Source organism: Massilia endophytica (assembly GCF_021165955.1).
GTDB classification, from domain to species: domain Bacteria; phylum Pseudomonadota; class Gammaproteobacteria; order Burkholderiales; family Burkholderiaceae_D; genus Rugamonas; species Rugamonas endophytica.
Genome location: NZ_CP088952.1, coordinates 730297 through 755130 on the forward strand (window position 1 = coordinate 730297; position 24834 = coordinate 755130).

Below are 24834 nucleotides of genomic sequence, written 5' to 3' on the forward strand. Positions count from 1 at the left end.
CACGCCAAGGAGGTACCACCTGCACCCATTTCACGGCGGTGCGTTCCCTTACAGATGGCATACAAATTCGCGAAGGCCGCCAGCAAACGAAATGTTTCCATGAAACAATAAATCAGCACTTCAACGGGAGGAAAGCTGACATGGAACACTTCATTGCTGGCCGGGCGCTGCTCGCGCTTGTGGCAACTTCTTTTATGCTGTTGGCAAGCGTGCCTGTCGAGGCCGGAGGGGCTCCGCCGCAGCTGCCGTCCAGGCAAAGTGCGTATTCCCACTTTGCCACACAGCAGCATCAGCCACTGCAGGAGGGGGCCGTAAAGCAGGAAGTGTCATCCCTTCGAAAGGCTGGCGGCAGGCGCCTGGCCACAAGCCTGGATTGCGCAGCAGATACTGCCACAACCTTCTCCTTGCGGGGGCCGGCCCTGTTGGACCGCTTGGCCCAATTTGACCCGGACTGCATGGAGAGCCTGACTGCATTCTTCGAAATCAATGACGCCACGCTGAGCTACTACAACAATGATAGTTTGCGCACAGTGGCAACAGCGATAGCGGAGCGTTCGGCACAGTACACTCCCGAGAATGGGCAGTCGATCCGCCAGATGCTCGTTTTCCTGCGGACCGGCCAGTACGTTGCCTTCTACTCCGGGCAGAGGCTGGTACTGGATGCGCACACGCGTACGAGCATTGCCAATGCCTTGTTATCCTTTGCCGCCAGCCCCCGCTTCCTCGACCCGTCGCCCGAACACGGGACCTTGATGTGGGATTACTTTGTCGTCCTTGGTGGGGCCGACCGCTTCGCTGAATTGGTACCTGGCGGTTTTCGCTATCTGGAGGCAATGCTGGCCAATCCGGACTTCCGCAGTGAACACCAGCTGGACGCGATCGCGGATTTCTTCAACGCCCTCATACGCGGCAACAATAATAATGATCCCGGTCTTGCGCAGCTGTTCAGCACAATCCCGGCGTTCTACAGCGAGAGCCTGCGCCAGGCGGCGCTGTACTTTCGGGAGCCTCTCCCCGGTGCCGAGCATGCCAGCAATCGCGCCGCAACCGGTGCGCTGATGGCTTACACGTTCATGTTGCAACATCCGACGGCGCGTCCGCTGGTCCTGCCACGGCTTTCCGAAGTGCTTGCCGCATACGAAAGGTTTTCTGCTCCCTGGATGGGAGCTGTCTCTGTCATGGACTACGCAGCGAGCCAGGATTGCGCTGCATTTGACTTGTGCCGCGTTACATTGGAGCCGGAAATCCGTGCATTAGTCTTTCCGAATACCTTCGTATTTGATGATGGAAGACTGAAAATGCAGACGGCGCTCGATGTGGGGACAGCACAACAACTGTACCACGCGATCAAGCAGGTTAAGGCTCAGTACCACCGCAAAACACGCGCCTCTACGCCACTGGACGACGATCCCAACGAGGTGCTGACCATGCGCATCTACGGATCGCGCAGTGCGTATGAACGCTTCCAGTATTACCTGGAAGGCCTGGATACGGACAATGGCGGCATGTATATTGAAGTTGGTGCCACCTTCTACACCTACGAAAGAACGCCGCAGGAATCTACCTTGACGCTTGAGGAACTGCTGCGCCATGAATACACGCACTATTTGGAGGGGCGTTACACGGAGCATGGAGTGTTCGGCGACCCCGTTTACGACAATAACCGGCTGACCTGGTTCGACGAAGGCGCTGCCGAGTTCTTCGCAGGGTCCACCCAGACCGATGGCGTCAAGATACGCCGCGCTTTGCTTGAGAAGGTCTACAACGATGGCGCAGATCGTATGGCGGTGGCGGACTTCATTGGGGCCAGCTACGACTCTGGGTTCGACTTCTACTATTATGCGGGTCTGTTCTTCCACTTTCTCGACGCCCAGCGCCCCGACATTCTGCGTGGCTTATTTTCCAGGCTGCGTGCCAATGACGTTTCGGGTTTCGATGTGCTGGTGGCGCAGCTCAAAACCGACCCCGCTATTCAGCTGGCATATAGCAGCTTCCTCGACCAGCAATTGAGCACCTTGGAAACCGTACCCGTTTTCACGGCTGGCGAGCGCTTCAATCCGGCGGGCTTTGCGATCGACAATGTGGCCGACCTGCAGAGCCGGTTGCGGTCCTTCCTGCCAGATAGCGAATGCGTGTCAACCTTTGTAAACATGAATTCACGTGCTGCCTGCGCTGGCATCCTTGCGGCTGCAAGCGCCGACGCAGTACTGAACACCGCGATCAAGGCTGCCCTCCAGACTGGACTGAACAACTGGCGTACACTGGTTTGCCATGATACAGGCGAAGCCACGGATGGCATGCAGCCCTATGTATGCGAGGCAGGCATGCGCCAGCAAGGGACGCCCCGCGATGAAACGCCAGGAGCGCCGAGCGACGTGGTCGCGACTCAGGTGGGCGCACAGGTTCAAGTGGCATTCGCTCCGCAGCCAGATGCGTTCGGAAACTACGGCGGCAGCCATATGGTAATAGCGAGTCCCGGAGGGCAAAGCGCGGCCGGCAGCGGCAGTCCGATCGTCATGGATGGCCTGGAGTCCGGAGTGACGTACACTTTCGTGGTAACGACGACACGTTATGGAGTGAGCAGCGAGCCGTCCAATCCGAGCAACAGCGTGACGTTCGAAGGACCGTTGCCGCAACTGGGCACTCAGCCTTCCAGTGCGTCTGGTATCGGGGCCTGGATTCAGGTGGAGCCTGGCGGGCTGATCATCCGATGGGCCGATCCCGTGCCGGGCACTTACGTGCTCAAATTGGATGACGGTCAGCGGTCGATATACTACGGAGGCCATTCTCCAGGCTATGCGCCAATACTGTATTCCCTGTTTGGTCTCAACGGCACTGAAACGTTGCGCGGTCAGTTCTACCACTACGATGGGCAGCGCTTCGTCGCCAGAATGCCAGAGTTTGCCATTAGCTTGGCGAACTTTTCAGGGGCGATGCCGCCCGCGCTGTCGTCGGACAGTGGCAGCAAGAAGATCTACTACGGTGGACACTATGTCGACAATGCAGAAGTGGACTAGTGCAGCGTTAGTAAGCTGCGTGCGACTACTCTTCCGAGCCTATCGTGACGCTGCGGCCGTGCTCTCCCGCAATCGACCGCCTCGATCACCAGCCTTCGAGCGTGCTGAGCACTCTCGATGTTCTGCTTCAGAAGCGCGGCGAGCCCCGCCTGCTACTCGAACTGCCGCGCCTCGCCGCACACCAGGTCCTGTAGCAGTTCGCGCGGCAGCGCGGGGCTGAAGTAGAAGCCTTGCACCTGGTCGCAGCCGAGATCGCGCAGGAAAGCGAGCTGCTCCCTAGTTTCCACTCCTTCGGCGACGACCTTCAGCTTCAGATTGTGTCCCAGCGCGACAATGGCCCGGGTGATGACCGCATCCCCTTCGCCGATTTCACCCAGGAAGGACCTGTCGATCTTGATGTAGTCCACGGGGAACTTCTGCAGATGGCTCAGGCTCGAGTAACCCGTGCCGAAGTCGTCGATCGAGAGGCGCACGCCCAGCGCCTTCAATTCCGCCAGCGCCTCCATCGCCTCGGCCGGATTGTCCATCAGCTGGCTTTCGGTGACCTCCAGCTCCAGCATCTGCGGCGGCACTCCGTGCTGTTGCAGGGTTTCGCCCAGCAAGGTGGCGAAGCGGCGATGCCGCAGCTGCCGCGCCGAGAGGTTGACGGAGATTACGAAATCCGGAACGCCGAGAGCCAGCAGCGTTTTCAAGGCGCCGCAGGCCTCGCCGAGCACCCACTCTCCCAGAGGCACGATCAGGCCCGTTTCTTCGGCAATCGGAATGAACTTGTCGGGCGGGATCAGTCCCCGCTCCGGATGGTTCCAGCGCACCAGGGCCTCGGCGCCCACTACCCGCGCCGTGCGCACGTCGATCTTGGGCTGGTAGCCCAGCACCAGCTGGCTGTGCTGGATCGCCGCGCTGAGGCTGGCCTCCAGCAGCAGGCGCTGGTGGACCGCCTGGTTCAGCGCGGGCGAATAGAACTGGCAGTTGTTCTTGCCCAGTGCCTTGGCATGGTACATGGCCGCATCGGCCGCCCGCATGATGCGGTCGACATTATCCCCGTCGCGCGGGAAGACGCTGACACCGATGCTGGCCCCGCACAGGATCTCCTGGCCTGCCGCGGCGATGGGCGCGCCGATACTGGCGCGCATGCGCTCGACCAGGTCCGCCACGTGTTCGTAGCTGGGCTGGCCGGTGACAAGCACCACGAACTCGTCGCCCCCCACGCGCGCCACCGTATCGTCGCCGCGCATGTTCTCCCGCAGGCGGCGGGCGATTTCGAGCAGCACGGCGTCGCCGGTATCGTGTCCGAAACTGTCGTTGATGTGCTTGAAGTTGTCGAGATCGATAAAGGCGAGCGCGCCGTTCGTCTTGTTGCGCACGGCATGGCCGATCGCCGATTTCAGCCGTTCGTGTAGCAGCGTCCTGTTCGCCAGCCCGGTGAGTGGATCATGGTGGGCCAGGTGGTGCAGCCGTCTTTCGTAGTGCCTGGCTGCCGTGATGTCGTTGATGACGGCGACGAAATGGGTCACCTCGCCATCACTGTTGGACACCGGGTCGATGCGCAGGTCGTTCCAGAACATTTCCCCGTTCTTCTTCGCGTTGCGCAGGATGGCCCGCACGCTCTGCTTGCGTTTGAGCGCCTCGCGGATGCGCTGGTGCTCGGCGACATCGCAGCCTTCAATGCGCATGAAGCGCGGGTCGCGGCCTTTGATTTCTCCCAGTACATAGCCGGTAAGCTGCTCGAAGGCGGGATTGACGTACTCGATCCGGTGTTCGCCCTCGTCGCAGCAGGTGATGACGATGGCGTTGACGCTGGAGTAGATGGCGCGCTCGCGGATGCGCAGCGCCTGCTCCGCGCTCCTGCGGGCAGAGATGTCGAGCCCGGTTCCGAAGACGCAGGGCCGGCCGCCCAGGCTGGTGCGCGCGCAGTTGAACAGGTAGGTCGTGCGCTTGCCCCGCTGGCCAATCAGTTCCGCTTCATGCGAAGAAACGCCCAGCTCGAAGGCCTCCTGAATCTTCTGGCGGATGCCGGGCCACACGCTGGCCTGGAAGAATTCGTTGACGCCGTGCACAGGCAGCTCTTCGCCCCGCATTTCCAGCGCATCCTCCAGCTGGTGATTCCACAGCAGCAGATGGCTGGTCTGGTCGACGATATAGAACACGCAGGGCAGGCCCTCGATGATATCGGCCACCGGCAGGTCCTGGAGCAAGCCGTAGCGCGACGGCGACTGGCTGGCGCGCGGGATCACGATAATGCTGTACAGCTCCTGCTGGCGCGGGTCCGCGGAGTGGGGCGTGACGGTGATGCGCACCGGCACGCGCCGCCCGTCGGCGCACTTCAGCTGCCCGGAGGAATCGAGATCCTTGCGCTCGCCGGCCAGTGCGGTCCAGCTGGCCCCATCGTCCAGTTCGACGACGTCATCGAGCGTCTTGCCCTGCCAGGCGTCCGGCGGGGCCGCCGCAAGCTCCTCGCAGGCGCGGTTCCAGCCCACGAGGGCGCCGCCTGCGTCCACGACGAATACGGCGAGGGGTAGTGCTCCAAGCTTCACCTGGCCTCCTTTGCCTGTCGGGTCAACCCGGCCATTCCGCCATGCGGGCGCCGAATTCCATCATAGCGCAGCACGCGCTGCGCAGCCTGGATCGTTGAACCGTGCAGGCGCGGGATGCTACCGAAGCTGCGCCGATTCCCGCTGCACGCTCATGAGGATGCCTGCGCCCAGGCCCAAGGTCATGAGCGCCGTACCGCCATAGCTGAAGAAGGGCAGGGGCACGCCCACTACCGGGAAGATGCCGCTCACCATGCCGATGTTTACGAAGGCATAGGTGAAGAAGATCATGGTGATCGCGCCCGCCAGCAGCCGCGAAAAGGCGGTGGCGGCGCGCCCGGTGATGTGCAGGCCGCGCACGATCAGCAGGAAGTAGAGCGCCAGGAGCAGCACATTCCCGGCCAGCCCGAATTCCTCCGCATACACGGAGAAGATGAAGTCGGTCGAACGCTCCGGGATGAAGCCCAGGTGCCCCTGCGTGCCGGAGAGCCAGCCCTTGCCCGATACGCCACCCGAGCCGATGGCGATGCCCGACTGGAGGATCTGGAAGCCCTTGCCCATCGGATCGGCGGACGGATCGATCAGGGTGAGCACGCGCTCGCGCTGGTAGTCGTGCAGCAGCGGCCACGCGAGCGGAATGCTGGCCAGGCCCACGAACGCCAGCGCGCCCAGCGCCTTCCACGACAGCCCCGCCAGCAGGATCACATAAAAGCCCGCAGCAAGCACCAGCAGGGCCGTGCCCAGGTCCGGCTGCTTGAGGATCAGCGCCACGGGAATCGCCAGCAGCAGGGCTGCAACGGCAAACCTGTGCCAGCGCTGCATGGCCGCGAACTGGTGGAAGAACCAGGCCAGCATCAGCGGCATGGCGATCTTCATGATTTCGGAAGGCTGGATATCCACGCCCAGGTGCAGCCAGCGCTGCGCGCCCTTCTTGCTGACGCCCGCCGCGTACACGGCCAGCAGGAGCAGCACGCCCAGCACGTACACGGCGGGCGCCATGCGCAGCAGCTGCTGCGGCCTCACATTGGCGGCGGTCCACATGATGCCGAGCGCGATCGCGACATTGCGCAGCTGGAGCGCAAAGCGGCCGGGGAAGTCCGCCGCGGCCGAATAGAGCGTTACGAGGCCCGCAGCCAGCAGCACGCCGATGCAAAGGGCCAAAGGCCCGTCGACCGCCAGCCAGCCGCGCAGGCGCTCCGGCACACTGGCGGGGTTCACTGGAAGGCCTGCAGCCAGACCAGGCGGCCCGTCAGGAGCACAAGCCCGCAGGCGGCGATGATGGCGAGGATGGCAAGGCGTTTGCGGAAGCCGGCGGCTTCGTCGTGGCGGTCAGGCATGTCGGTCGGTGCGAGGAAAAAATGGGGCACCGCGATTTTGCATCGCCGATAGCAAAATAGCTACTGGAAATTACAGCGGCCGGGCAGGGCGCCCGGCCGGGACTCAGGCGTCGAGGCTGATGAGGGGGCGGGCGCTTTCGGACAGGCGCTTCACCACGGCATGGCCGTTGTCGAACACGCATTCGAACAGGTGGCGGCGCGACTTCTCCACGTGGTCCGAGAACATGTCGAAGAAGCTGTCGGCCTGCTTGAAGCCCAGGTCCACGGTGACGCGCTCGATGTAGTAGGTGTCCTGCAGGTTCTCCATGCGCTCGCGGCGCACGCCGTTTTCCACGTCGCTGCGCAGGCGCGGGCTGGGACCCTCGAAGTAGCGGATCAGCGCCGCTTCCAGCACGTCCATCTGGGTGCGCACCGACGCCTCTTCGGACATGTCGCGCGCCGCGGTATCCACTGCCACCTTGAAGCGGGTCACAAGCAGGAAGGTGTCGTTCTCGTGGTTCGCGTCGTGCAGGGCGTTGACCACGGGGTGGGAGCCCTTGGCCAGGCGGGCGGCCGGGTCGCGGGTCTGGCCCACGTACAGCACCTTGCTCTGCATCTTCAGGCCCGTGTCGTACTTCTGGATCAGGTCATGAATGCTGTAGGTCTCGATCATCGAGCCCCAGTTCAGGGTAAGGAACTGCTCTTCCAGCGCGACTACCGGTTTCTTGTAGGTGGCTTCGAAGGGAACTTCCAGGTCGACCGAGATGGTGTTCTTCTTTTCTTCCGGGCCCACCAGCACGGGAATGGTCAGCTTCAGCGAGAAGAAGCCCCAGCTGACCTGGCGCTTGGTATCGATGCGGACACGGGGACGCGAGATCACGAAGTAGATCAGGCGCTTTTCCATGGTGCCGTCCAGCGCGAATTGCAGGCGGCGCAGGTAGCGGCCCGTGGGGTCGCGGAAGTCGGGCAGCGGGCCGCCGCCGACCAACAGGTCGTACCAATAAAATTTAGGCTCTGCTACGGTGGCGGTCCAGATTTGGGGAGCGCTGCTACGCGGCACGAGGGATTGCTCGGTCATATCGTCACCAGGCATTCCAGTCTCCGTCCGAAGTTGCTAGGTTATTATCTTTTAACTACCTGTCTCTATAGTACGCTTAACTGTTGAAGGTAGGCAATACAGAAATTGTGTGGCAATTGTTTTCCCGCAACGACAAATTTCGGGATTTATGCTGCCAGAGAATCCGGGACAAGAGAGAGGATCAGGGCCAGCAGCGCCTGCGGCGAGGCCAGCAAGTGGTCGGCGCCCCAGGTGGCCGGTTCGGCCGCGCCGCAGTAGCCCCATTCGCAGGCCACGGTGCGCATGCCGGCCGCGCGTCCGGCCTGCACGTCGCGCAGGTCGTCGCCCACATACCAGCATTCTTCGGGGCGCAGGTTCAGGCGCCGCGCCGCTTCGAGCAGCGGGGCCGGATGCGGTTTCGCGTGCGGCGTGGTGTCGCCGGACACGATGCAGCCCGCATGATCGAGGCCGATCAGGGGCATCAGCGGGTCGGTGAAGCGGGCAGGCTTGTTGGTGACGATGCCCCAGCTCATGCCGGCCGTCTCGATTCCAGCCAGCAGCTCGCCCACGCCGTCGAACAGGCTGCTGTGCACCATCATGGCCGCTTCGTAGTTGTCGAAGAAGCCCAGGCGCAGCTCCTCGTAGCCCGCATCCTCCGGCGTCAGCCCGAAGGACGCCCCGATCATGCCGCGCGCCCCGGCCGAGGCGGTGGGGCGCAGGATCTCGTAAGGCGTCGGCTCCAGGCCGCGCGCCGTGCGCAGCAGGTTGACGGCCGCCGCCAGGTCGGGGGCGGTGTCGGCCAGGGTGCCGTCGAGATCGAACAGGATGGCGCGCGGGGCGGTGACGAGACTCATGATGGGTAAGGCCAGAGGTTTATAGCGGACGGGTGGTGGACATCAGGTAGTTCACGCTGGTGTCGCTGTTCAGGGAATAGAACTTGGTGAGCGGGTTGTAGCCCATGCCTTTCAGGCTCTCCACCTGCAGGCCCGCGCTGCGCACATACTGCGACAGCTCGGCGGGGGTGATGAATTTTTCGTAATCGTGGGTGCCGCGCGGCAGCATGCGCAGCAGGTATTCGGCGCCGATTACCGCATGCAGGTAGGCCTTCATGTTGCGGTTGATGGTCGAAAAGAACACATGGCCGCCCGGCTTCACCAGCGCGGCGGCGGCGCGCACGATGGAGCCCGGATCGGGCACATGCTCCAGCATTTCCATGCAGGTCACCACATCGTATTGCCCGGCTTCCTGGGCCGCCATCTCTTCGGCGGCGATCAGCTTGTAGCGCACCGGCACGCCCGTTTCCAGGCTGTGCAGGTCGGCCACCTTGAGCGCTTTTTCCGACAGGTCGATGCCCGTCACATTGGCGCCCTTGCGCGCCATGGACTCGGCCAGGATGCCGCCGCCGCAGCCGATATCGATCACCTTGTGGCCCGCCAGGGGGGCGCGCGCATTGATCCATTCCAGGCGCAGCGGATTGATTTCGTGCAGGGGACGGAATTCGGACGTGGGGTCCCACCAGCGGTGGGCCAGCTCACTGAATTTTTGCAGTTCTAATGGGTCGGCGTTCATAGGCGCATCATAACGGGAAATTGTTGGCGCCCCTAGTTCGGGACAAAAAAAACCCCGCCGGAGCGGGGTTTTTGTGGCATTGCAGCAGATTACTTGTTGCGGGTGCCAACAACTTCGATGACAACGCGGCGGTTGCGTGCGCGGCCTTCGGCGGTCTTGTTGTCCGCCACGGGCTCTTTCTCGCCACGGCCTTCGGTGTAGACGCGGTTTGCTTCCACTCCCTTGCTCAGCAGATAGGCCTTGACGGCTTCGGCGCGGCGCACGGACAGCTTGTCGTTATAGGCGTCGGTGCCCACGGAGTCGGTGTGGCCGACGGCGATGATGACTTCCAGGTTGATGCTGCCCAGCTTGGAGGTCAGGTCGTCCAGTTTTTCCTTGCCTTCAGGCTTCAGCACGGCCTTGTCGAAGTCGAAGAAGGCGTCCGCTGCGAAGCTGACTTTTTCCGAGGTCGGGGCGGGGGCCGGCGCCGGAGCGGGGGCCGGTGCCGGTGCAGGCGCCGGGGCGGCAGGCGGAGGCGGCGGCGCTACGCACTTGCCGTCCACCAGCTTCTCGGGCTCGACGCAGATCGGCAGGTCGCAGCCTGGCACGGCGTCGGCCGGGGTCCAGTAGCCGGTGCGCCAGCACAGGCCGAAGGGGTTGCGGGCGATGATGCCGCGGGCGTCCTGCACATAAGCGCTTTTCGGGGTAGGAGCCTTGATGTCGACGGTGACCGGAGCGAAAGGCGGGGCGGTCGGCTTGTCCTGGGCCATTGCCAGGCCGGCCAGCATTGCCGAGGCCGCGAAGATGGTTGTAATCAGCTTTTTCATTTTTTTCTTCCTTTCGGTGATATCCGCAGAAAACTGCGCTTTGTTGCGTGGGGCGAAATATTACCATGCCTGCCACACGCACTACGATGGGTCACGCCGCATTGCGAAACAGTCAATTAACTTCCGGACCATTTTGCCACAGGGGCGAAAATCGCACCGGGCCGGGTAAATTAAGAGTTCCGCGCGTTCGACCAAAATGTTGTATTTGTGCAACGATTGCATTGATGATAAAGATGAAATATGTCAGCACGATTACAGGATCGGCCCGGCCCGTCTGTGCGGCACTGCACCAGGCCCGGCGGGGTCCTTGCCAAAATGGACTGGGCCCTGCCGCCCCATGGTAGAATCGTGCGATTGTCTGCCGTGCGTCCCAGCAGGCTGAACCAACCGTGATAGAACATGGATCAATTCGCAAAAGAAACAATCCCCATTTCCCTCGAAGAAGAGATGCGCAAGAGCTACCTCGATTACGCCATGAGCGTGATCGTGGGCCGTGCCTTGCCGGACGCGCGCGACGGCCTGAAGCCGGTGCACCGCCGCGTTCTCTACGGGATGCATGAGCTGAACAATGTCTGGAACCGTCCCTACGTGAAATGCGCCCGCGTGGTGGGTGAAGTCATGGGTAAGTACCACCCGCACGGCGACGCCTCCATCTACGACACGCTGGTGCGCATGGCGCAGGACTTCTCCCTGCGCTACATGCTGGTGGACGGCCAGGGCAATTTCGGCTCCATCGACGGCGACAACGCGGCGGCCATGCGTTACACCGAGTGCCGGCTGGACAAGATTGCGGGCGAACTGCTGGCCGACATCGACAAGGAAACCGTCGATTTCGCGCCCAACTACGACGGCAAGGAGAAAGAGCCCACCGTCCTGCCGACCAAGCTGCCCAACCTGCTGATCAACGGCTCCTCCGGCATCGCGGTGGGCATGGCGACCAATATCCCGCCGCACAACCTGTCCGAAGTGATCAACGGCGCCCTGCACGTTCTGTCGAACCCGGACTGCACGGTGGATGAACTGATCGAGCTGATTCCCGCGCCGGACTTCCCGACCGCCGGCATCATCTACGGCGTGTCCGGCGTGCGCGACGGCTACCGCACGGGCCGCGGCCGCGTGGTCATGCGCGCCAAGACCCACTTCGAGGAATTCGGCAAGGAAGGCGGCCGCATCGCCATCATCGTCGACGAGCTGCCTTACCAGGTGAACAAGAAGTCCCTGCTGGAGCGCATCGCCGAGAACGTGCGCGACAAGAAGCTGGAAGGCATTTCCGACATCCGCGACGAATCCGACAAGTCGGGCATGCGCGTGGTGATCGAGCTGAAACGGGGCGAAGTGCCGGAAGTGGTGCTGAACAACCTGTACAAGCAGACCCAGTTGCAGGACACCTTCGGCATGAACATGGTGGCGCTGGTGGACGGCCAGCCCAAGCTCATGAACCTGAAGGACATGCTGTCCACCTTCCTGTCGCACCGCCGCGAAGTGGTGACGCGCCGTACCGTGTTCGAGCTGCGCAAGGCGCGCGAACGCGGCCACGTGCTGGAAGGCCTGGCGGTCGCCTTGGCGAACATCGACGAATTCATCGCCATCATCAAGGCCGCGCCGACGCCGCCGCTGGCGAAGACGGAACTGATGGCCAAGGCCTGGGACTCTTCCCTGGTGCGCGAGATGCTGGCGCGTACCGGCGAAGAAGGCCAGGCGGGCATCGACGCCTTCCGTCCCGAGCACCTGCCGAAGCACTACGGCATGCAGCCGGACGGCCTGTACAAGCTCTCCGACGACCAGGCGCAGGAAATCCTGCAGATGCGCCTGCAGCGCCTGACCGGCCTGGAACAGGACAAGATCGTCAACGAGTACAAGGACGTGATGGCGCAGATCGCCGACCTGCTGGACATTCTGGCCAAGCCGGCCCGCGTGACCGCCATCATCACCGACGAACTGACCGCATCGAAGCTGGAATACGGCGACAAGGACGCGCGCCGCTCCACCATCGAGCACAATGCGACCGACCTGGAAACGGAAGACCTGATCACCCCGCAGGACATGGTGGTGACCCTGTCGCACATGGGCTATATGAAGGCCCAGCCGATCTCCGAATACCGCGCCCAGAAGCGCGGCGGCCGCGGCAAGCAGGCCATGGCGACCAAGGACGAAGACTGGATCGACCAGCTCTTCATCGCCAACACGCACGACTACATCCTGTGCTTCTCCAACCGCGGCCGCATGTACTGGCTGAAAGTGTGGGAAGTGCCGCAGGGCTCGCGCAACTCGCGTGGCAAGCCTATCGTGAACATGTTCCCGCTGCAGGACAACGAGAAGATCACCGTGGTGCTGCCGCTCTCCGGCGAAAACCGCACCTTCCCGGAAGACCACTACGTGTTCATGTCCACCAGCCTGGGCACCGTGAAGAAGACGCCGCTGAAGGACTTCAGCAACCCGCGCAAGGCCGGCATCATTGCCGTGGACCTGGACGAGGGCGACTTCCTGATCGGCGCGGCGCTCACCGACGGCGCCCACGACGTGATGCTCTTCTCCGACGCAGGCAAGGCAGTGCGCTTCGACGAGAACGACGTGCGTCCGATGGGCCGTACCGCGCGCGGCGTGCGCGGCATGAACCTGGAAGAAGGCCAGAACGTGATCGCCCTGCTGGTGGCCGAGAACGAGCAGCAGTCCGTGCTCACGGCAACCGAGAACGGCTTTGGCAAGCGTACCCCGATCACCGAGTACACGCGCCACGGCCGCGGCACCAAGGGCATGATCGCCATCCAGACCTCCGAGCGTAACGGCAAGGTGGTGGCGGCGACCCTGGTCGATTCGACCGACGAGATCATGCTGATCACGACGGGCGGTGTGCTGATCCGCACGCGCGTTTCCGAGATCCGCGAGATGGGCCGCGCGACTCAGGGCGTGACCCTGATCGCCGTGGAGGACGGCACCAAGCTCTCCGGCCTGCAGCGCATCGTGGAAGCGGATGCGGACGAGCCCGAGCTCGAACCCGAAGGCGGCGCGGCCGCGGCGGCGGAGGGCGGCGAGCCCGAAGCCACGGCCGAATAAGGCCTGACCCTTGCGGGCCCCGTCCGAGCGATCGGACCGGGCCCGCAGTTTTTTCAAGGAAGGAATTTCTGCTGTGACGAACATCTACAACTACTCCGCCGGCCCGGCCGTACTGCCGAAGGAGGTGCTGCAGCAGGCTGCCGCTGAAATGCTGGACTGGCACGGCAGCGGGATGTCCGTCATGGAAATGAGCCATCGCGGGCCCGAGTTCATCTCGATCTACCGCGAAGCGGAGAAGGACGTGCGCGAGCTGCTGGCCGTGCCGGAGAACTACAGAATCCTGTTCATGCAGGGCGGTGGCCTGGGCCACAACGCCATCATCCCCATGAACATGCTGGGCGGCCGCTCGGCGCCCACCATCGACTTTATCCAGACCGGTTCCTGGTCCAGCAAGTCGATCAACGAGGCGAAGCGCTACGCGAACGTGAACGTGGCGGCAAAGGGCGTCACCAGCGTGCCGCCGCAGTCCGAATGGAAGCTCACGCCGGGCGCGGCCTACCTGCACATCTGCACCAACGAGACCATCGACGGCATCGAGATCGATTTCGTGCCCACGGCGCAGGGCGATACGCCGCTGGTGGCGGACATGTCTTCCCACATCCTGTCGCGTCCCGTGGACGTGTCGAAGTACGGCGTGATCTTCGGCGGCGCCCAGAAGAACATCGGCCCGGCGGGCGTGACGATGGTGATCGTGCGCGAAGACCTGATCGGCAAGGCGCTGCCCATCTGCCCCTCCGCCTTCGACTGGAAGAACGTGGCGGACAACGAATCCATGTACAACACGCCCCCCACCTACGGCATCTATATTGCCGGGCTGGTGTTCAAGTGGCTGAAGAAGCAGGGTGGCGTGGCGGCCATGGAACAGCGTAATATTGAGAAAGCGAAGCTGCTGTACGCGGCTTTGGATGCGGACGACTTCTACCAGAATCGGGTCGCCAAGGAGTATCGCTCGCGCATGAACATACCGTTCTACCTGCGCGACGAATCGCAGAATGAAGCATTCCTGGCCGGCGCCAAAGCGCGCGGGCTGCTGCAACTGAAGGGCCACAAGTCCGTCGGCGGTATGCGGGCATCGATCTATAACGCGATGCCGATCGAGGGCGTGCAAGCGCTGGTCGATTATCTGAACGAGTTTGCGGGCCGCTGATTCCGCCCGTGGCGGGCGCAGCCCGCAGCTTTCAACCGCAAGCATTCAGACCATGACAGACAAACTCAAACCACTGCGCGAGAAGATCGATTCGATCGATGCGCAGATCCTGGACCTGCTGAACCAGCGCGCCAAGGTTGCGCAGGACGTGGGCCATATCAAGGCCGAAACCAACGCGCCTGTGTTCCGTCCCGAGCGTGAGGCGCAGGTGCTGCGAGGCGTGGCGGACCGCAACCCCGGCCCGATGGGCGACACGGAAGTGCAGATCATCTTCCGCGAGATCATGTCCGCCTGCCGCTCGCTGGAAAAGCGCCTGGCCATCGCCTATCTTGGGCCAGTCGGCACCTTCAGCGAACAGGCCGTGCACCAGCAGTTCGGCCACTCCGTCGAAGCCCTGGCCTGCGCCTCCATCGACGAAGTGTTCCGCGCCACCGAGGCGGGAACCGCCGATTTCGGCGTGGTGCCGGTCGAGAATTCCTCGGAAGGCGCCATCGGCCGCACGCTCGACCTGCTGCTGCAAACCCCGCTCACCATCAATGGCGAAGTGGCCATCGCCGTGCGCCACAGCCTCATGACGCGCACGGGCCTGATGGACGGCGTGCAGGTCATCTGCGCCCATTCGCAGGCCCTGGCCCAGTGCCAGATCTGGCTCAACAACAACTACCCGCAGCTGGAGCGCCGCGCCGTGTCCTCGAACGCCGAGGCGGCGCGCATGGCGCGCGACGATGCGACCGTGGCCGCGATTGCGGGCGAGCGCGCGGGCGTGCAGTACGGCCTGGGTGTCGTCAAGGGCAATATCCAGGACGATCCGCACAACCGCACGCGCTTCGCCGTGATCGGCCAGCACCCGGTGGGCCCGTCCGGCAAGGACCGCACCTCGCTGGCGCTGGCGGTGCCCAACAAGGCCGGCGCCGTGTACACGCTGCTGGCGCCCCTTTCCCAGCACGGCGTATCGATGACGCGCTTCGAATCACGTCCGGCGCGCACGGGCACCTGGGAATACTATTTTTACGTCGACATCGAAGGCCACGTCCAGACCCCGGCCGTGGCGCGTGCGCTCGCTGACCTGCAGAGCAACGCCGCCTTCTTCAAAGTGCTGGGCTCCTACCCGACCAGCCTCACCTGAACTTAAAGAGAAATACCATGTCCAAGCAATTCGGTCCTGAATACGTTCGCGCAATCGCTCCCTACCAGGCTGGCAAGCCCATTTCGGAAGTGGCGCGCGAATTCGGCCTCAAGGAAGAGGCAATCGTGAAACTGGCGTCCAATGAGAACCCCTTCGGCGTGCCCGAGTCGGCGCGGCAGGCGATGGCGCAGGCCGCCGCGGAGCTGGGCCGCTACCCGGACGCCAACGCCTTCGACCTGAAGCAGGCGCTGTCCAAGCGCTACGATGTGCCGATGGAGTGGATCACCCTGGGCAACGGCTCCAACGACATCCTCGAAATCGCCGCCAAGGCCTTCGTGGAGAAGGGCCAGTCCATCGTGTATGCGCAGTACTCCTTCGCCGTGTACGCGCTGGCAGCACAGGGCATCGGCGCCCGCCACATCGTGGTTCCGGCGAAGGACTATGGCCACGACCTGGACGCCATGGCTGCGGCCATCGAGGCGGACACCCGCCTGGTCTTCATCGCCAACCCGAACAACCCCACCGGAACCTTCGTGCGCGGCGAGCAGATCGAAGCCTTCATGAAGAAGGTGCCGCAGCACGTGGTGGTGGTGCTGGACGAGGCCTACAACGAGTTCCTCGACGCGGCGGACCAGTACGAATCCGCCGCCTGGGTGCGCGAATACCCGAACCTGCTGGTGTCGCGCACCTTCTCCAAGGCCTACGGCCTGGCGGGCCTGCGCGTCGGCTTCGCCCTGGCGCAGCCGCTGCTGACGGACCTGATGAACCGCGTGCGCCAGCCCTTCAACGTGAACTCCCTGGCGCAGGCTGCGGCCATCGCCGCCCTGAACGACAAGGAGTTCCTGGAAAAGAGCGCGCGCAACAACGCCGCGGGCTACCAGCAGTTCGTCGAGGCCTTCAAGCAGATGGGCCTTGAATACGTGCCGTCGCACGGCAATTTCGTGCTCGTGAAAGTCGGCGAGGACGAAGGCGCGGGCGCGCGTGTCAATATCGCGCTGCTGAAGCAGGGCGTCATCGTGCGCCCCGTGGGCAACTACGGCCTGCCGCAGTGGCTGCGCATTTCCATCGGGCTGCCGCAGGAGAACGCGGTGCTGATCGCTGCCTTGCAGAAGGCGCTGGCGGAGAATCGTGCTGAATAAAGTCGTCCTCTTTGGCGTTGGCCTGATCGGCGGCTCGTTTGCGCGGGCGCTGAAGAAGGCTGGCGCCGTGCGGCAGGTGGTGGGCATCGACCGCTCCGCCGCATCGCTGGAACGCGCGAAGCAGCTCGGCATCATCGACGAGATCGGGCCGCTGGCCGATGCCGATGGCGCCGCTCTCGCCGCCGCGCTGGAAGGCGCGGACCTCATCATGCTCGCAGCACCCGTGGCCCAGACCGGCCGCATCCTCGCCATGCTGGCGCCGCACCTGCCGCCCGGCGCCGTGGTCACGGACGCGGGCAGCACCAAGACGGACGTGGTGGAAGCCGCGCGCCGCGCGCTGGGCGGCAAAATCGCCCAGTTCGTACCGGGCCACCCGATAGCGGGACGCGAAACCAACGGTCCCGACGCCGCCATCGACGATCTCTATATCGGCAAGAAGGCCGTGCTGGCGCCCCTGCCGGAGAACTCGGGGCAGGACGTGGCGCGGGTGGCGGATGCATGGCGCGCCTGCGGCGCCATCATCCACACGCTTACGCCGGAGGAGCACGACAAGGTGTTCGCCGCCGTCAGCCATCTGCCCCACCTGCTGGCCTATGCGCTGGTGGACGATATCGCCCGCAAGCCGCACGCCGACTTGCTCTTCCAGTACGCTGCCAGCGGCTTTCGCGACTTCACCCGCATCGCCGGCAGCTCGCCCGAAATGTGGCGCGACATCAGCCTCGCCAACCAGGCGGCCCTGCTGACGGAGCTGGATGCCTACATGGCACAATTGACGCAACTGCGCGCCCGGCTTGCCGCCGGGGACGGCGCCACCCTCGAAGCCGTGTACGGCAACGCGCAGCGCGCGCGCCAGCGCTGGATCGAGGCCATCGAAGCGGCCGAAACGCCGCAGCCGAAAGACAAGGAATAAGGACAGGGCCATGAGCCAATACCCAGAACATATCGACCTGCAGCCGGTCACCCACGTCGAAGGCGTGGTGAGGCTGCCGGGCTCCAAGAGCATCTCCAACCGCATCCTGCTGCTGGCCGCGCTGGCGGACGGCGAAACGAAGATCGTCGACCTGCTGGATTCGGACGACACCCAGGTCATGCTGGCAGCCCTGCGCAAGCTGGGCGTGGAATGGACCGAAGAGAAAAGCGTGGACGGCGCAAGCACCATCCACCGCGTGCAGGGCGTAAACGGCCAGTTCCCGAACCGCACGGCGGATCTCTTCATGGGCAATGCGGGCACGGCGATCCGTCCGCTGACGGCGGCGCTGGCCGTGATCGGCGGCGACTACACGGTGCACGGCGTACCGCGCATGCACGAGCGTCCCATCGGCGATCTGGTGGACGCGCTGAACGCCGTCGGCGCCAGCATCGAATACACGGGCAATGCGGGCTTTCCGCCGCTGCACATCCGCAGCGGCAAATTCGAGGCGAAGCGCCTCTCCGTGCGCGGCAATGTATCGAGCCAGTTCCTGACCGCGCTGCTGATGGTGGCGCCGCTGATGGCAAACGAGCATGCCGTGACCATCGAGGTCGAGGGCGAGCTGATTTCCAAGCCTTATATCGAGATCACCCTGAACCTGATGCGCCGCTTCGGCGTGGTGGTGGAGCAGGACGAGTGGAAGTCCTTCACCATTCCCACCGGCGTGCGCTACCAGAGCCCGGGGAACATCCACGTGGAAGGCGACGCCTCCTCGGCGTCCTACTTCATGGCGGCCGGCGCGATTGCGGGCGGTCCAATCCGCGTGGAAGGCGTGGGCCGCGACTCCATCCAGGGCGACGTGCGCTTCGTGCACGCGCTGGAGCAGATGGGCGCCCAGATCACCATGGGCGACAACTGGATCGAATCGCGCTCCAGCGGCCCGCTGAAGGCCATCGATGCGGACTTCAACCACATTCCCGACGCCGCCATGACGATTGCGATCGCGGCGCTCTACGCCGACGGCAAGAGCACCCTGCGCAACATCGCCAGCTGGCGCGTGAAGGAAACGGACCGCATCGCCGCCATGGCCGCCGAGCTGCGCAAGCTGGGCGCCGAAGTGGAAGAGGGGCCGGACTACCTGTGCGTGACCCCGCCGAAGGTGCTGTCGCCCGCGGCTATCGACACCTACGACGACCACCGCATGGCCATGTGCTTCTCGCTCGCCTCGCTGGACGGCGCCGCGCGGCGCGGCACGTCGGTGCGCATCAACGATCCCAAGTGCGTGGCCAAGACCTTCCCCGACTACTTCACAGCCTTCGCCAATATCGCCCACGAAGCGAAGTTCTAAGTTTCTTAAAGGGGACAGACGGGGACGCCGAGTCCCCTTTAAGAAATCTATCTGCCCCAGCCCCCGAAGTAGGCGAGGGCGGCAGGGGAGGGTAGAATCCTCCCTATGCCTACCTCTCATATTCCCGTCATTACCATCGACGGCCCAACCGCCTCCGGCAAGGGCACCGTCGCCCACCGCGTCGCTGACCACCTGGGCTTCCACCTGCTCGATTCGGGCGCCCTCTACCGCCTCACCGCCCTGCAGGCCCTGCGCCGCCAGACAGACCTGCATGACGAGCATGCCCTGGCCAAGCTGGCCGAGCATCTCAGCATCCATTTCACGGGCGAAGCGATATTTTTGTCGCAAGAAAACGTCACTGACGCCATCCGCCAGGAAGAGGTTGGCAATACGGCATCAAAAATTGCCGCTTTGCCAGCCGTGCGCCAGGCCCTGTATGGCCTGCAGCTGAGCTTCCGCAAGGCGCCGGGCCTCGTGGCGGACGGCCGGGACATGGGCACGGTGATCTTTCCCCACGCCCAGCTGAAGGTGTTTTTGACCGCCAGCGTCGAGGCCAGGGCGGAACGCCGCTATAAGCAATTGATTGGCAAGGGAATTTCTGCTAATATGCAAGACCTCCTGATGGATTTGAAAGCGCGGGATGACCGGGATACGAACCGGGCCATCGCGCCTCTCGTCCCAGCAGAGGGGGCGCATGTCCTGGATACTTCGGAGATGACGGTCGATGCGGCCGTCGCCCAGGTGCTCCAGTGGTATGCGGCCATCGGGAAGCATGTAGGTGCCTAGGCGCGCTCTGTCCGCCGAAGCGTTTGTTTAACCCTAACCCAGTTGAAGTCCCATCGTGGGAGCCTTACTGGCTAACCTGGAAATCTATTAAATGGAAAGTTTCGCAGCCCTCTTCGAAGAGTCCCTGTCGCGTCAAGACATGCGCTCTGGCGAAGTGATCTCCGCTGAAGTCGTGCGTCTGGACCACAACTTTGTTATCGTCAACGCCGGCCTGAAATCGGAAGCTTTCATCCCTGTTGAAGAATTCAAGAATGACCAAGGCGAACTGGAAGTCAAAGTAGGCGACTTCGTTTCCGTGGCCATCGAATCGCTGGAAAATGGTTTCGGCGATACCATCCTGTCGCGCGACAAGGCCAAGCGCCTGGCATCGTGGCTGGCACTGGAAAAAGCAATGGAATCCGGCGAGATCGTCGTCGGTACCGTCAACGGCAAAGTCAAGGGCGGCCTGACCGTTCTGACCAACGGCATCCGCGCATTCCTGCCGGGTTCCCTGGTGGACACCCGTCCTGTGAAGGACACCACCCCGTTCGAAGGCAAGACCCTGGAATTCAAGGTCATCAAGCTGGACCGCAAGCGTAACAACGTCGTTCTGTCCCGCCGCGCCGTCATCGAAGCATCGATGGGCGAAGAGCGCCAGAAGCTGATGGAAACGCTGAAAGAAGGCACCGTGGTGACCGGCGTGGTGAAGAACATCACCGACTACGGCGCGTTCGTGGACCTGGGCGGCATCGACGGCCTGCTGCACATCACCGACCTGGCATGGCGCCGCGTGCGTCACCCGTCCGAAGTGCTGACGGTTGGCCAGGAAATCACCGCCAAGGTCCTGAAGTACGACCAGGAAAAGAACCGCGTGTCCCTGGGCGTGAAGCAGCTGGGCGACGATCCATGGACCGGTCTGTCCCGCCGCTACCCGCAAGGCACCCGCCTGTTCGGCAAGGTCACCAACCTGACCGACTACGGTGCGTTCGTGGAAGTGGAACAGGGCATCGAAGGCCTGGTGCACGTGTCCGAAATGGACTGGACCAACAAGAACGTGGCTCCGAACAAGGTTGTCCAGCTGGGCGACGAAGTGGAAGTCATGGTTCTGGAAATCGACGAAGAGCGTCGTCGTATTTCGCTGGGCATGAAGCAGTGCAAGGCCAATCCTTGGGACGACTTCGGCGTGACCCACAAGAAGGGCGACAAGGTCAAGGGCGCCATCAAGTCGATCACCGACTTCGGCGTGTTTATCGGCCTGGCTGGCAACATCGACGGCCTGGTGCACCTGTCCGACCTGTCCTGGACCGAGCCTGGCGAAGAAGCCGTGCGCAAGTTCAAGAAGGGCGACGAGCTGGAAGCTGTTGTTCTGGCCATCGACGTGGAGCGCGAGCGCGTGTCCCTGGGCGTGAAGCAGCTGGAAGGCGACCCGTTCAACAACTACGCTGCCATGAACGACAAGGGTTCCCTGGTCACCGGCACCGTGAAATCGGTTGAGCCAAAAGGCGCCGTGATCCAGCTGTCCGACGAAGTCGAAGGCTACCTGCGCGCTTCCGAAATCTCCCGCGACCGCGTGGAAGATGCCGGCACCCACCTGAAAGTGGGCGACAGCGTGGAAGCCCTGGTCATCAACATCGACCGCAAGGCACGCAGCATCCAGCTGTCCATCAAGGCGAAGGACAACGCTGAAACCGCTGAAGCCATGCAGAAGATGGCAGCTGACAGCAGCGCCGCATCGGGCACCACCAGCCTGGGCGCACTGCTGAAAGCCAAGATGGACAACAAGAACTAAGACTTCTCTGCGAACCGTAGATGACCAAGTCCGAATTGATCAACCGCCTGGCTGAGCGCTATTCTCAGCTGGTGGCCAAAGATGCGGAGTACGCCGTCAAGACGATTCTTGATGCGATGACCGGCGCCCTGGCGAGCGGTCAGCGCATCGAGATCCGTGGCTTCGGCAGCTTCGCGTTGAACAGCCGGCCACCGCGCATCGGACGCAATCCGAAGTCCGGCGAACGAGTGATGGTGCCCGAAAAACGGGTGCCCCACTTCAAGCCGGGCAAGCAGTTGCGCGAGCGGGTCGATGCGATGGTCGGGCAACCGATCATCGAGGACTGAGTCTGACGCGATGAGAGTCTGAAGAGGGGCGGGCCGTGGCCTGCCCCTTTTTTTTGAAACAGGGATGCTAAACGATGAAAATAATTTCCACTGTTATTGGCGTAGTGCTGTTTGTCCTGTTCTTTGGTTTTGCCTTGAAAAATACGCAGGAAGTCGACCTGCACCTCTTTCTCGACTATGAATTGCGCGGCCCCCTGGTGCTGATGCTGCTGGTCTTCTTCGTGGCCGGCGCCGTCCTTGGCGTGCTGGCGCTCACCCCCACCGTATTCCGCCACCGGCGCGAATCGACCAAACAAAAAACCACCATCCAGTCGCTGCAGATTTCGGCCCTGAAGGCCAATCAGGCGCCGGATAGCGTCAACGCGCAGCAGTAAGGACTCCGAATGGACTTTGAAATCTGGTGGCTGCTGGGTATTCCCGCGTTCTTCGGCCTGGGATGGATTGCTGCGCGCGTGGATATCCGCCAGCTCGTCTCCGAATCGCGCACGCTGCCGCGCGGTTACTTCCGCGGCCTGAATCACCTCCTGAACGACCAGCCGGACAAGGCGATCGACTCCTTCATCGAGATCGTCAAGCTCGATCCCGAAACGGTCGAAATGCACTTCGCCCTGGGCAACCTGTTCCGCCGCCGCGGCGAAACCGAGCGCGCCATCCGCGTGCACCAGAACCTGCTTTCGCGTCCCGACCTGCCCGCCGACGAGCGCGCGCACGCGGAGTATGAGCTGGGCCAGGACTACCTGAAGGCCGGCCTGCTGGACCGCGCCGAGGAAACCTACAACCGCCTGGTGGACACCTCCTACGGCGTGCAGGCGCGCCGCGCCCTGCTCGAAATCTTCCAGCGCGAGAAGGAATGGGAGCGCGCCATCGAAGCCGCCATCGGCCTGCAGGAAGCGGGTGCCGGGTCGCGCCAGAAAGAGATCGCCCAGTTCTACTGCGAGCTGGCGCAGGACGCGCTGGTCAAGCTGCATCCGCAGGAAGCCATGCCGCTGCTGGAGAAAGCCCTGCAGGCGGACCGCACCAGCGTGCGCGCCACCATCCTCGTGGGCGACACCCAGCTGGCGCAAGGCGACGTGGAAGGCGCGCTGGCCACCTGGCGCCGCGTGGAGCAGCAAAGCGTGCCGCACGTGGCCCTGGTCGCCCAGCGCCTGATGGACGGCTACCGCAAGCTGGGACGCCCGGAAGAGGGCCTCAGCCTGCTGCGCTCCTACCTGGAGCAGGCCTCCTCCATCGATCTGCTGGAAGTGGTGTTCAAGGCCGTCATCGAACTGGAAGGCACGGAAGCCGCGCGCCAGCTCGTGGGCAATGAACTGCGCCGCACGCCGACCCTGCTGGGCCTCGACAAGTTCCTCGAAGCGCGCATGCTGGACGCGCCGCCCGCGGTGCTGACCGAGCTCACGATGGTGAAGAACCTCGTGCACGGCTACACCCAGAAGCTCGCGCGCTACCAGTGCAGCCACTGCGGCTTCAAGGCGCGCCAGTTCTACTGGCACTGCCCCGGCTGCAGCCGCTGGGAAACCTACCCCCCGCGCCGCACCGAAGAACTGAACGTCATGAATTAGAGGGGATAAAACTATGTCCAAAGCACCTCCCCAACTCGACCAGGTCCGTATCCTTGTTGTCGGCGACGTCATGCTGGACCGCTACTGGTTCGGCGACGTGGGCCGCATCTCGCCCGAAGCGCCGGTGCCCATCGTGCGCATCGAGAAGCGCGAAGCGCGCCTGGGCGGCGCCGCCAACGTGGCGCGCAATGCCGCGGCGCTGGGCGCGCATGCGGGCCTGCTCGGCGTGGTGGGCGCGGATGAAGCGGGAACGGAAGTGGAGCAGCTGCTGGAAGGCGGCGGCATCCACAGCTACCTGAAACGCGACGACGCCATCTCCACCATCATCAAGCTGCGCGTCATCGGCCGCCAGCAGCAGATGCTGCGCATCGACTTCGAAGAGCCGCCCAGCGACACGGTCCTGCGCAACAAGCTCATGCAGTTCAAGACGCTGCTGCCGGACTACAACGTCATCATCCTTTCGGACTACGCCAAAGGCAGCCTGGTGAACGTGGCGGACATGATCGCCTCCGCCCGCGCCGAAGGCAAGGTGGTGATGGTCGATCCGAAAGGCGACGATTTCGCGCGCTACGCTGGCGCCACCGTGCTCACGCCGAACAAGGGCGAGCTGAAACGCATCGTGGGCAGCTGGAGCAGCGAAGAGCAGCTGACCACCAAGGCGCAGAACCTGCGCGCGGAGCTGAAGCTCGATTCCCTGCTGCTTACGCGCTCGGAAGAGGGCATGACGCTCTATACGGCGGACGACCGCTTCCACATTCCCGCCGATGCGCGCGAAGTGTTCGACGTGTCCGGCGCGGGCGACACGGTCATCGCCACCATGGCCGCCATGCTGGGCGCGGGTGCGGACTGGAAGGAAGCCGTGCAGACAGCCAACCGCGCGGGCGGCATCGTCGTCGGCAAGCTCGGCACGGCCACCGTTACCCGCGAAGAGCTCTTCGGCGTTTGATCTGCCACAATCGTGCGCGTCAACGTGCACGCATCGCATCCCGTTCAGGAGGCTCCGGGGCGCCCGCCCCGGTTTAACCTGATCCTGGAGGATGTCATGATGAAAAAACTGATGCTGGCAGTTGCGTTCCTGATGGCCACCATGGGCAGCGCCTTCGCGGAAGTCGACGTCAACAAGGCCGACCAGGCCGCGCTCGACTCGGTGAAAGGCATCGGCCCCGCAAAGTCCAAGGCCATCATGGACGAACGCGCGAAAGCCCCGTTCAAGGACTGGGCCGATTTCGAATCGCGCGTGAAAGGCATCGGAGAGAAGAACGCCATTCGCCTGTCCGAAGCGGGCCTGCAGGTGAACGGCAAGTCGCGGGAAGGCGCGCCGGCGAAGGACCACGGCGCCAAGAAATAGAATCCATGCAGCAGGAGCCCGGACGGC

The 24834-nt window shown here is 63.4% G+C and carries 21 protein-coding genes; 14 read left to right on the forward strand and 7 right to left on the reverse strand.

Going from position 1 to position 24834, the window contains the following annotated elements; genetic code table 11:
- Positions 1 to 140 precede the first annotated feature (140 nt).
- Positions 141 to 3017, forward strand: coding sequence for a collagenase (locus LSQ66_RS03410; RefSeq protein ID WP_231768413.1), 2877 nt, complete (start codon positions 141 to 143; stop codon positions 3015 to 3017).
- Positions 3018 to 3169: 152 nt separating this feature from the next.
- On the opposite strand, the gene LSQ66_RS03415 is transcribed toward LSQ66_RS03410, so the two are convergent.
- The 7 genes from LSQ66_RS03415 to ompA form a co-directional block, all read right to left on the reverse strand.
- The gene (locus LSQ66_RS03415; protein WP_231768414.1) at positions 3170 to 5551 is read right to left on the reverse strand and encodes a sensor domain-containing protein; all 2382 of its coding nucleotides are present in this window, start codon (positions 5549 to 5551) and stop codon (positions 3170 to 3172) included.
- A gap of 117 nt (positions 5552 to 5668) precedes the next feature.
- Entirely contained in the window at positions 5669 to 6766 is a 1098-nt protein-coding gene (gene rodA, locus LSQ66_RS03420; RefSeq protein ID WP_231768415.1) for a rod shape-determining protein RodA, read from the reverse strand.
- Positions 6763 to 6885, reverse strand: a complete 123-nt coding sequence (locus LSQ66_RS24670; RefSeq protein ID WP_269449139.1) for a hypothetical protein — start codon at positions 6883 to 6885, stop codon at positions 6763 to 6765. The genes rodA and LSQ66_RS24670 overlap by 4 nt, the downstream gene beginning before the upstream one ends.
- Before the next feature lie 103 nt (positions 6886 to 6988).
- Positions 6989 to 7957, reverse strand: a complete 969-nt coding sequence (locus LSQ66_RS03425) for a hypothetical protein (protein ID WP_231768416.1) — start codon at positions 7955 to 7957, stop codon at positions 6989 to 6991.
- Between the two features lie 131 nt (positions 7958 to 8088).
- Positions 8089 to 8775 carry an HAD family hydrolase gene (locus tag LSQ66_RS03430; RefSeq protein WP_231768417.1) on the reverse strand — a complete coding sequence of 229 codons (687 nt, stop codon included), beginning with the start codon at positions 8773 to 8775 and terminating at the stop codon, positions 8089 to 8091.
- Positions 8776 to 8794: 19 nt separating this feature from the next.
- Complete coding sequence (gene ubiG / locus LSQ66_RS03435) at positions 8795 to 9490, reverse strand: bifunctional 2-polyprenyl-6-hydroxyphenol methylase/3-demethylubiquinol 3-O-methyltransferase UbiG (protein WP_231768418.1); 696 nt, start codon at positions 9488 to 9490, stop codon at positions 8795 to 8797.
- Between the two features lie 89 nt (positions 9491 to 9579).
- Positions 9580 to 10296: an outer membrane protein OmpA gene (gene ompA, locus LSQ66_RS03440; protein ID WP_269449140.1), complete on the reverse strand. Its 717-nt coding sequence runs from the start codon at positions 10294 to 10296 to the stop codon at positions 9580 to 9582.
- A 399-nt stretch (positions 10297 to 10695) separates the two neighbouring features.
- On the opposite strand from ompA, the gene gyrA reads away from it, so the two are divergent.
- The 13 genes from gyrA to LSQ66_RS03505 all read left to right on the forward strand — a co-directional run bounded on the left by gyrA (position 10696) and on the right by LSQ66_RS03505 (position 24807).
- Complete coding sequence (gyrA, locus tag LSQ66_RS03445) at positions 10696 to 13350, forward strand: DNA gyrase subunit A (protein WP_231768419.1); 2655 nt, start codon at positions 10696 to 10698, stop codon at positions 13348 to 13350.
- A 73-nt stretch (positions 13351 to 13423) separates the two neighbouring features.
- Complete coding sequence (gene serC / locus LSQ66_RS03450) at positions 13424 to 14497, forward strand: 3-phosphoserine/phosphohydroxythreonine transaminase (protein WP_231768420.1); 1074 nt, start codon at positions 13424 to 13426, stop codon at positions 14495 to 14497.
- Between the two features lie 52 nt (positions 14498 to 14549).
- On the forward strand, positions 14550 to 15623 hold the full coding sequence (gene pheA / locus LSQ66_RS03455) for a prephenate dehydratase (RefSeq protein ID WP_231768421.1): 1074 nt from the start codon (positions 14550 to 14552) through the stop codon (positions 15621 to 15623).
- 17 nt (positions 15624 to 15640) lie between these two features.
- On the forward strand, positions 15641 to 16762 hold the full coding sequence (gene hisC, locus LSQ66_RS03460) for a histidinol-phosphate transaminase (RefSeq protein WP_231768422.1): 1122 nt from the start codon (positions 15641 to 15643) through the stop codon (positions 16760 to 16762).
- Positions 16755 to 17672, forward strand: a complete 918-nt coding sequence (locus tag LSQ66_RS03465; protein ID WP_407659620.1) for a prephenate dehydrogenase — start codon at positions 16755 to 16757, stop codon at positions 17670 to 17672. The genes hisC and LSQ66_RS03465 overlap by 8 nt, the downstream gene beginning before the upstream one ends.
- Positions 17673 to 17682: 10 nt before the next feature.
- Positions 17683 to 19020 (forward strand): 3-phosphoshikimate 1-carboxyvinyltransferase, encoded by a 1338-nt coding sequence (gene aroA / locus LSQ66_RS03470; protein ID WP_231768424.1) that lies wholly within the window; start codon positions 17683 to 17685, stop codon positions 19018 to 19020.
- 105 nt (positions 19021 to 19125) lie between these two features.
- Entirely contained in the window at positions 19126 to 19806 is a 681-nt protein-coding gene (gene cmk, locus LSQ66_RS03475; protein ID WP_231768425.1) for a (d)CMP kinase, read from the forward strand.
- Positions 19807 to 19897: 91 nt separating this feature from the next.
- Positions 19898 to 21574, forward strand: coding sequence for a 30S ribosomal protein S1 (gene rpsA / locus LSQ66_RS03480; RefSeq protein ID WP_231768426.1), 1677 nt, complete (start codon positions 19898 to 19900; stop codon positions 21572 to 21574).
- Between the two features lie 20 nt (positions 21575 to 21594).
- Entirely contained in the window at positions 21595 to 21900 is a 306-nt protein-coding gene (locus LSQ66_RS03485; protein WP_231768427.1) for an integration host factor subunit beta, read from the forward strand.
- Positions 21901 to 21974: 74 nt separating this feature from the next.
- Entirely contained in the window at positions 21975 to 22274 is a 300-nt protein-coding gene (locus LSQ66_RS03490) for a LapA family protein (protein WP_231768428.1), read from the forward strand.
- Positions 22275 to 22283: 9 nt separating this feature from the next.
- Positions 22284 to 23459, forward strand: coding sequence for a lipopolysaccharide assembly protein LapB (gene lapB / locus LSQ66_RS03495; RefSeq protein WP_231768429.1), 1176 nt, complete (start codon positions 22284 to 22286; stop codon positions 23457 to 23459).
- Between the two features lie 13 nt (positions 23460 to 23472).
- Positions 23473 to 24405: a D-glycero-beta-D-manno-heptose-7-phosphate kinase gene (rfaE1, locus tag LSQ66_RS03500; protein WP_231768430.1), complete on the forward strand. Its 933-nt coding sequence runs from the start codon at positions 23473 to 23475 to the stop codon at positions 24403 to 24405.
- 96 nt (positions 24406 to 24501) lie between these two features.
- A complete protein-coding gene (locus LSQ66_RS03505; RefSeq protein WP_231768431.1) occupies positions 24502 to 24807 on the forward strand; it encodes a ComEA family DNA-binding protein in 306 nt (101 codons plus the stop codon).
- Positions 24808 to 24834 lie beyond the last annotated feature (27 nt).

What these genes read in the sequence shown, in the direction of transcription:
- LSQ66_RS03410 (WP_231768413.1), top strand. Translation starts at nt 141, where the DNA reads ATGGAACACTTCATTGCTGGCCGGGCGCTGCTCGCGCTTGTGGCAACT.
- LSQ66_RS24670 (WP_269449139.1), bottom strand. Translation starts at nt 6,885, where the DNA reads ATGCCTGACCGCCACGACGAAGCCGCCGGCTTCCGCAAACGCCTTGCC.
- LSQ66_RS03425 (WP_231768416.1), bottom strand. Translation starts at nt 7,957, where the DNA reads ATGCCTGGTGACGATATGACCGAGCAATCCCTCGTGCCGCGTAGCAGC.
- LSQ66_RS03430 (WP_231768417.1), bottom strand. Translation starts at nt 8,775, where the DNA reads ATGAGTCTCGTCACCGCCCCGCGCGCCATCCTGTTCGATCTCGACGGC.
- ubiG (WP_231768418.1), bottom strand. Translation starts at nt 9,490, where the DNA reads ATGAACGCCGACCCATTAGAACTGCAAAAATTCAGTGAGCTGGCCCAC.
- ompA (WP_269449140.1), bottom strand. Translation starts at nt 10,296, where the DNA reads ATGAAAAAGCTGATTACAACCATCTTCGCGGCCTCGGCAATGCTGGCC.
- gyrA (WP_231768419.1), top strand. Translation starts at nt 10,696, where the DNA reads ATGGATCAATTCGCAAAAGAAACAATCCCCATTTCCCTCGAAGAAGAG.
- pheA (WP_231768421.1), top strand. Translation starts at nt 14,550, where the DNA reads ATGACAGACAAACTCAAACCACTGCGCGAGAAGATCGATTCGATCGAT.
- hisC (WP_231768422.1), top strand. Translation starts at nt 15,641, where the DNA reads ATGTCCAAGCAATTCGGTCCTGAATACGTTCGCGCAATCGCTCCCTAC.
- aroA (WP_231768424.1), top strand. Translation starts at nt 17,683, where the DNA reads ATGAGCCAATACCCAGAACATATCGACCTGCAGCCGGTCACCCACGTC.
- cmk (WP_231768425.1), top strand. Translation starts at nt 19,126, where the DNA reads ATGCCTACCTCTCATATTCCCGTCATTACCATCGACGGCCCAACCGCC.
- rpsA (WP_231768426.1), top strand. Translation starts at nt 19,898, where the DNA reads ATGGAAAGTTTCGCAGCCCTCTTCGAAGAGTCCCTGTCGCGTCAAGAC.
- LSQ66_RS03485 (WP_231768427.1), top strand. Translation starts at nt 21,595, where the DNA reads ATGACCAAGTCCGAATTGATCAACCGCCTGGCTGAGCGCTATTCTCAG.
- LSQ66_RS03490 (WP_231768428.1), top strand. Translation starts at nt 21,975, where the DNA reads ATGAAAATAATTTCCACTGTTATTGGCGTAGTGCTGTTTGTCCTGTTC.
- lapB (WP_231768429.1), top strand. Translation starts at nt 22,284, where the DNA reads ATGGACTTTGAAATCTGGTGGCTGCTGGGTATTCCCGCGTTCTTCGGC.
- rfaE1 (WP_231768430.1), top strand. Translation starts at nt 23,473, where the DNA reads ATGTCCAAAGCACCTCCCCAACTCGACCAGGTCCGTATCCTTGTTGTC.
- LSQ66_RS03505 (WP_231768431.1), top strand. Translation starts at nt 24,502, where the DNA reads ATGATGAAAAAACTGATGCTGGCAGTTGCGTTCCTGATGGCCACCATG.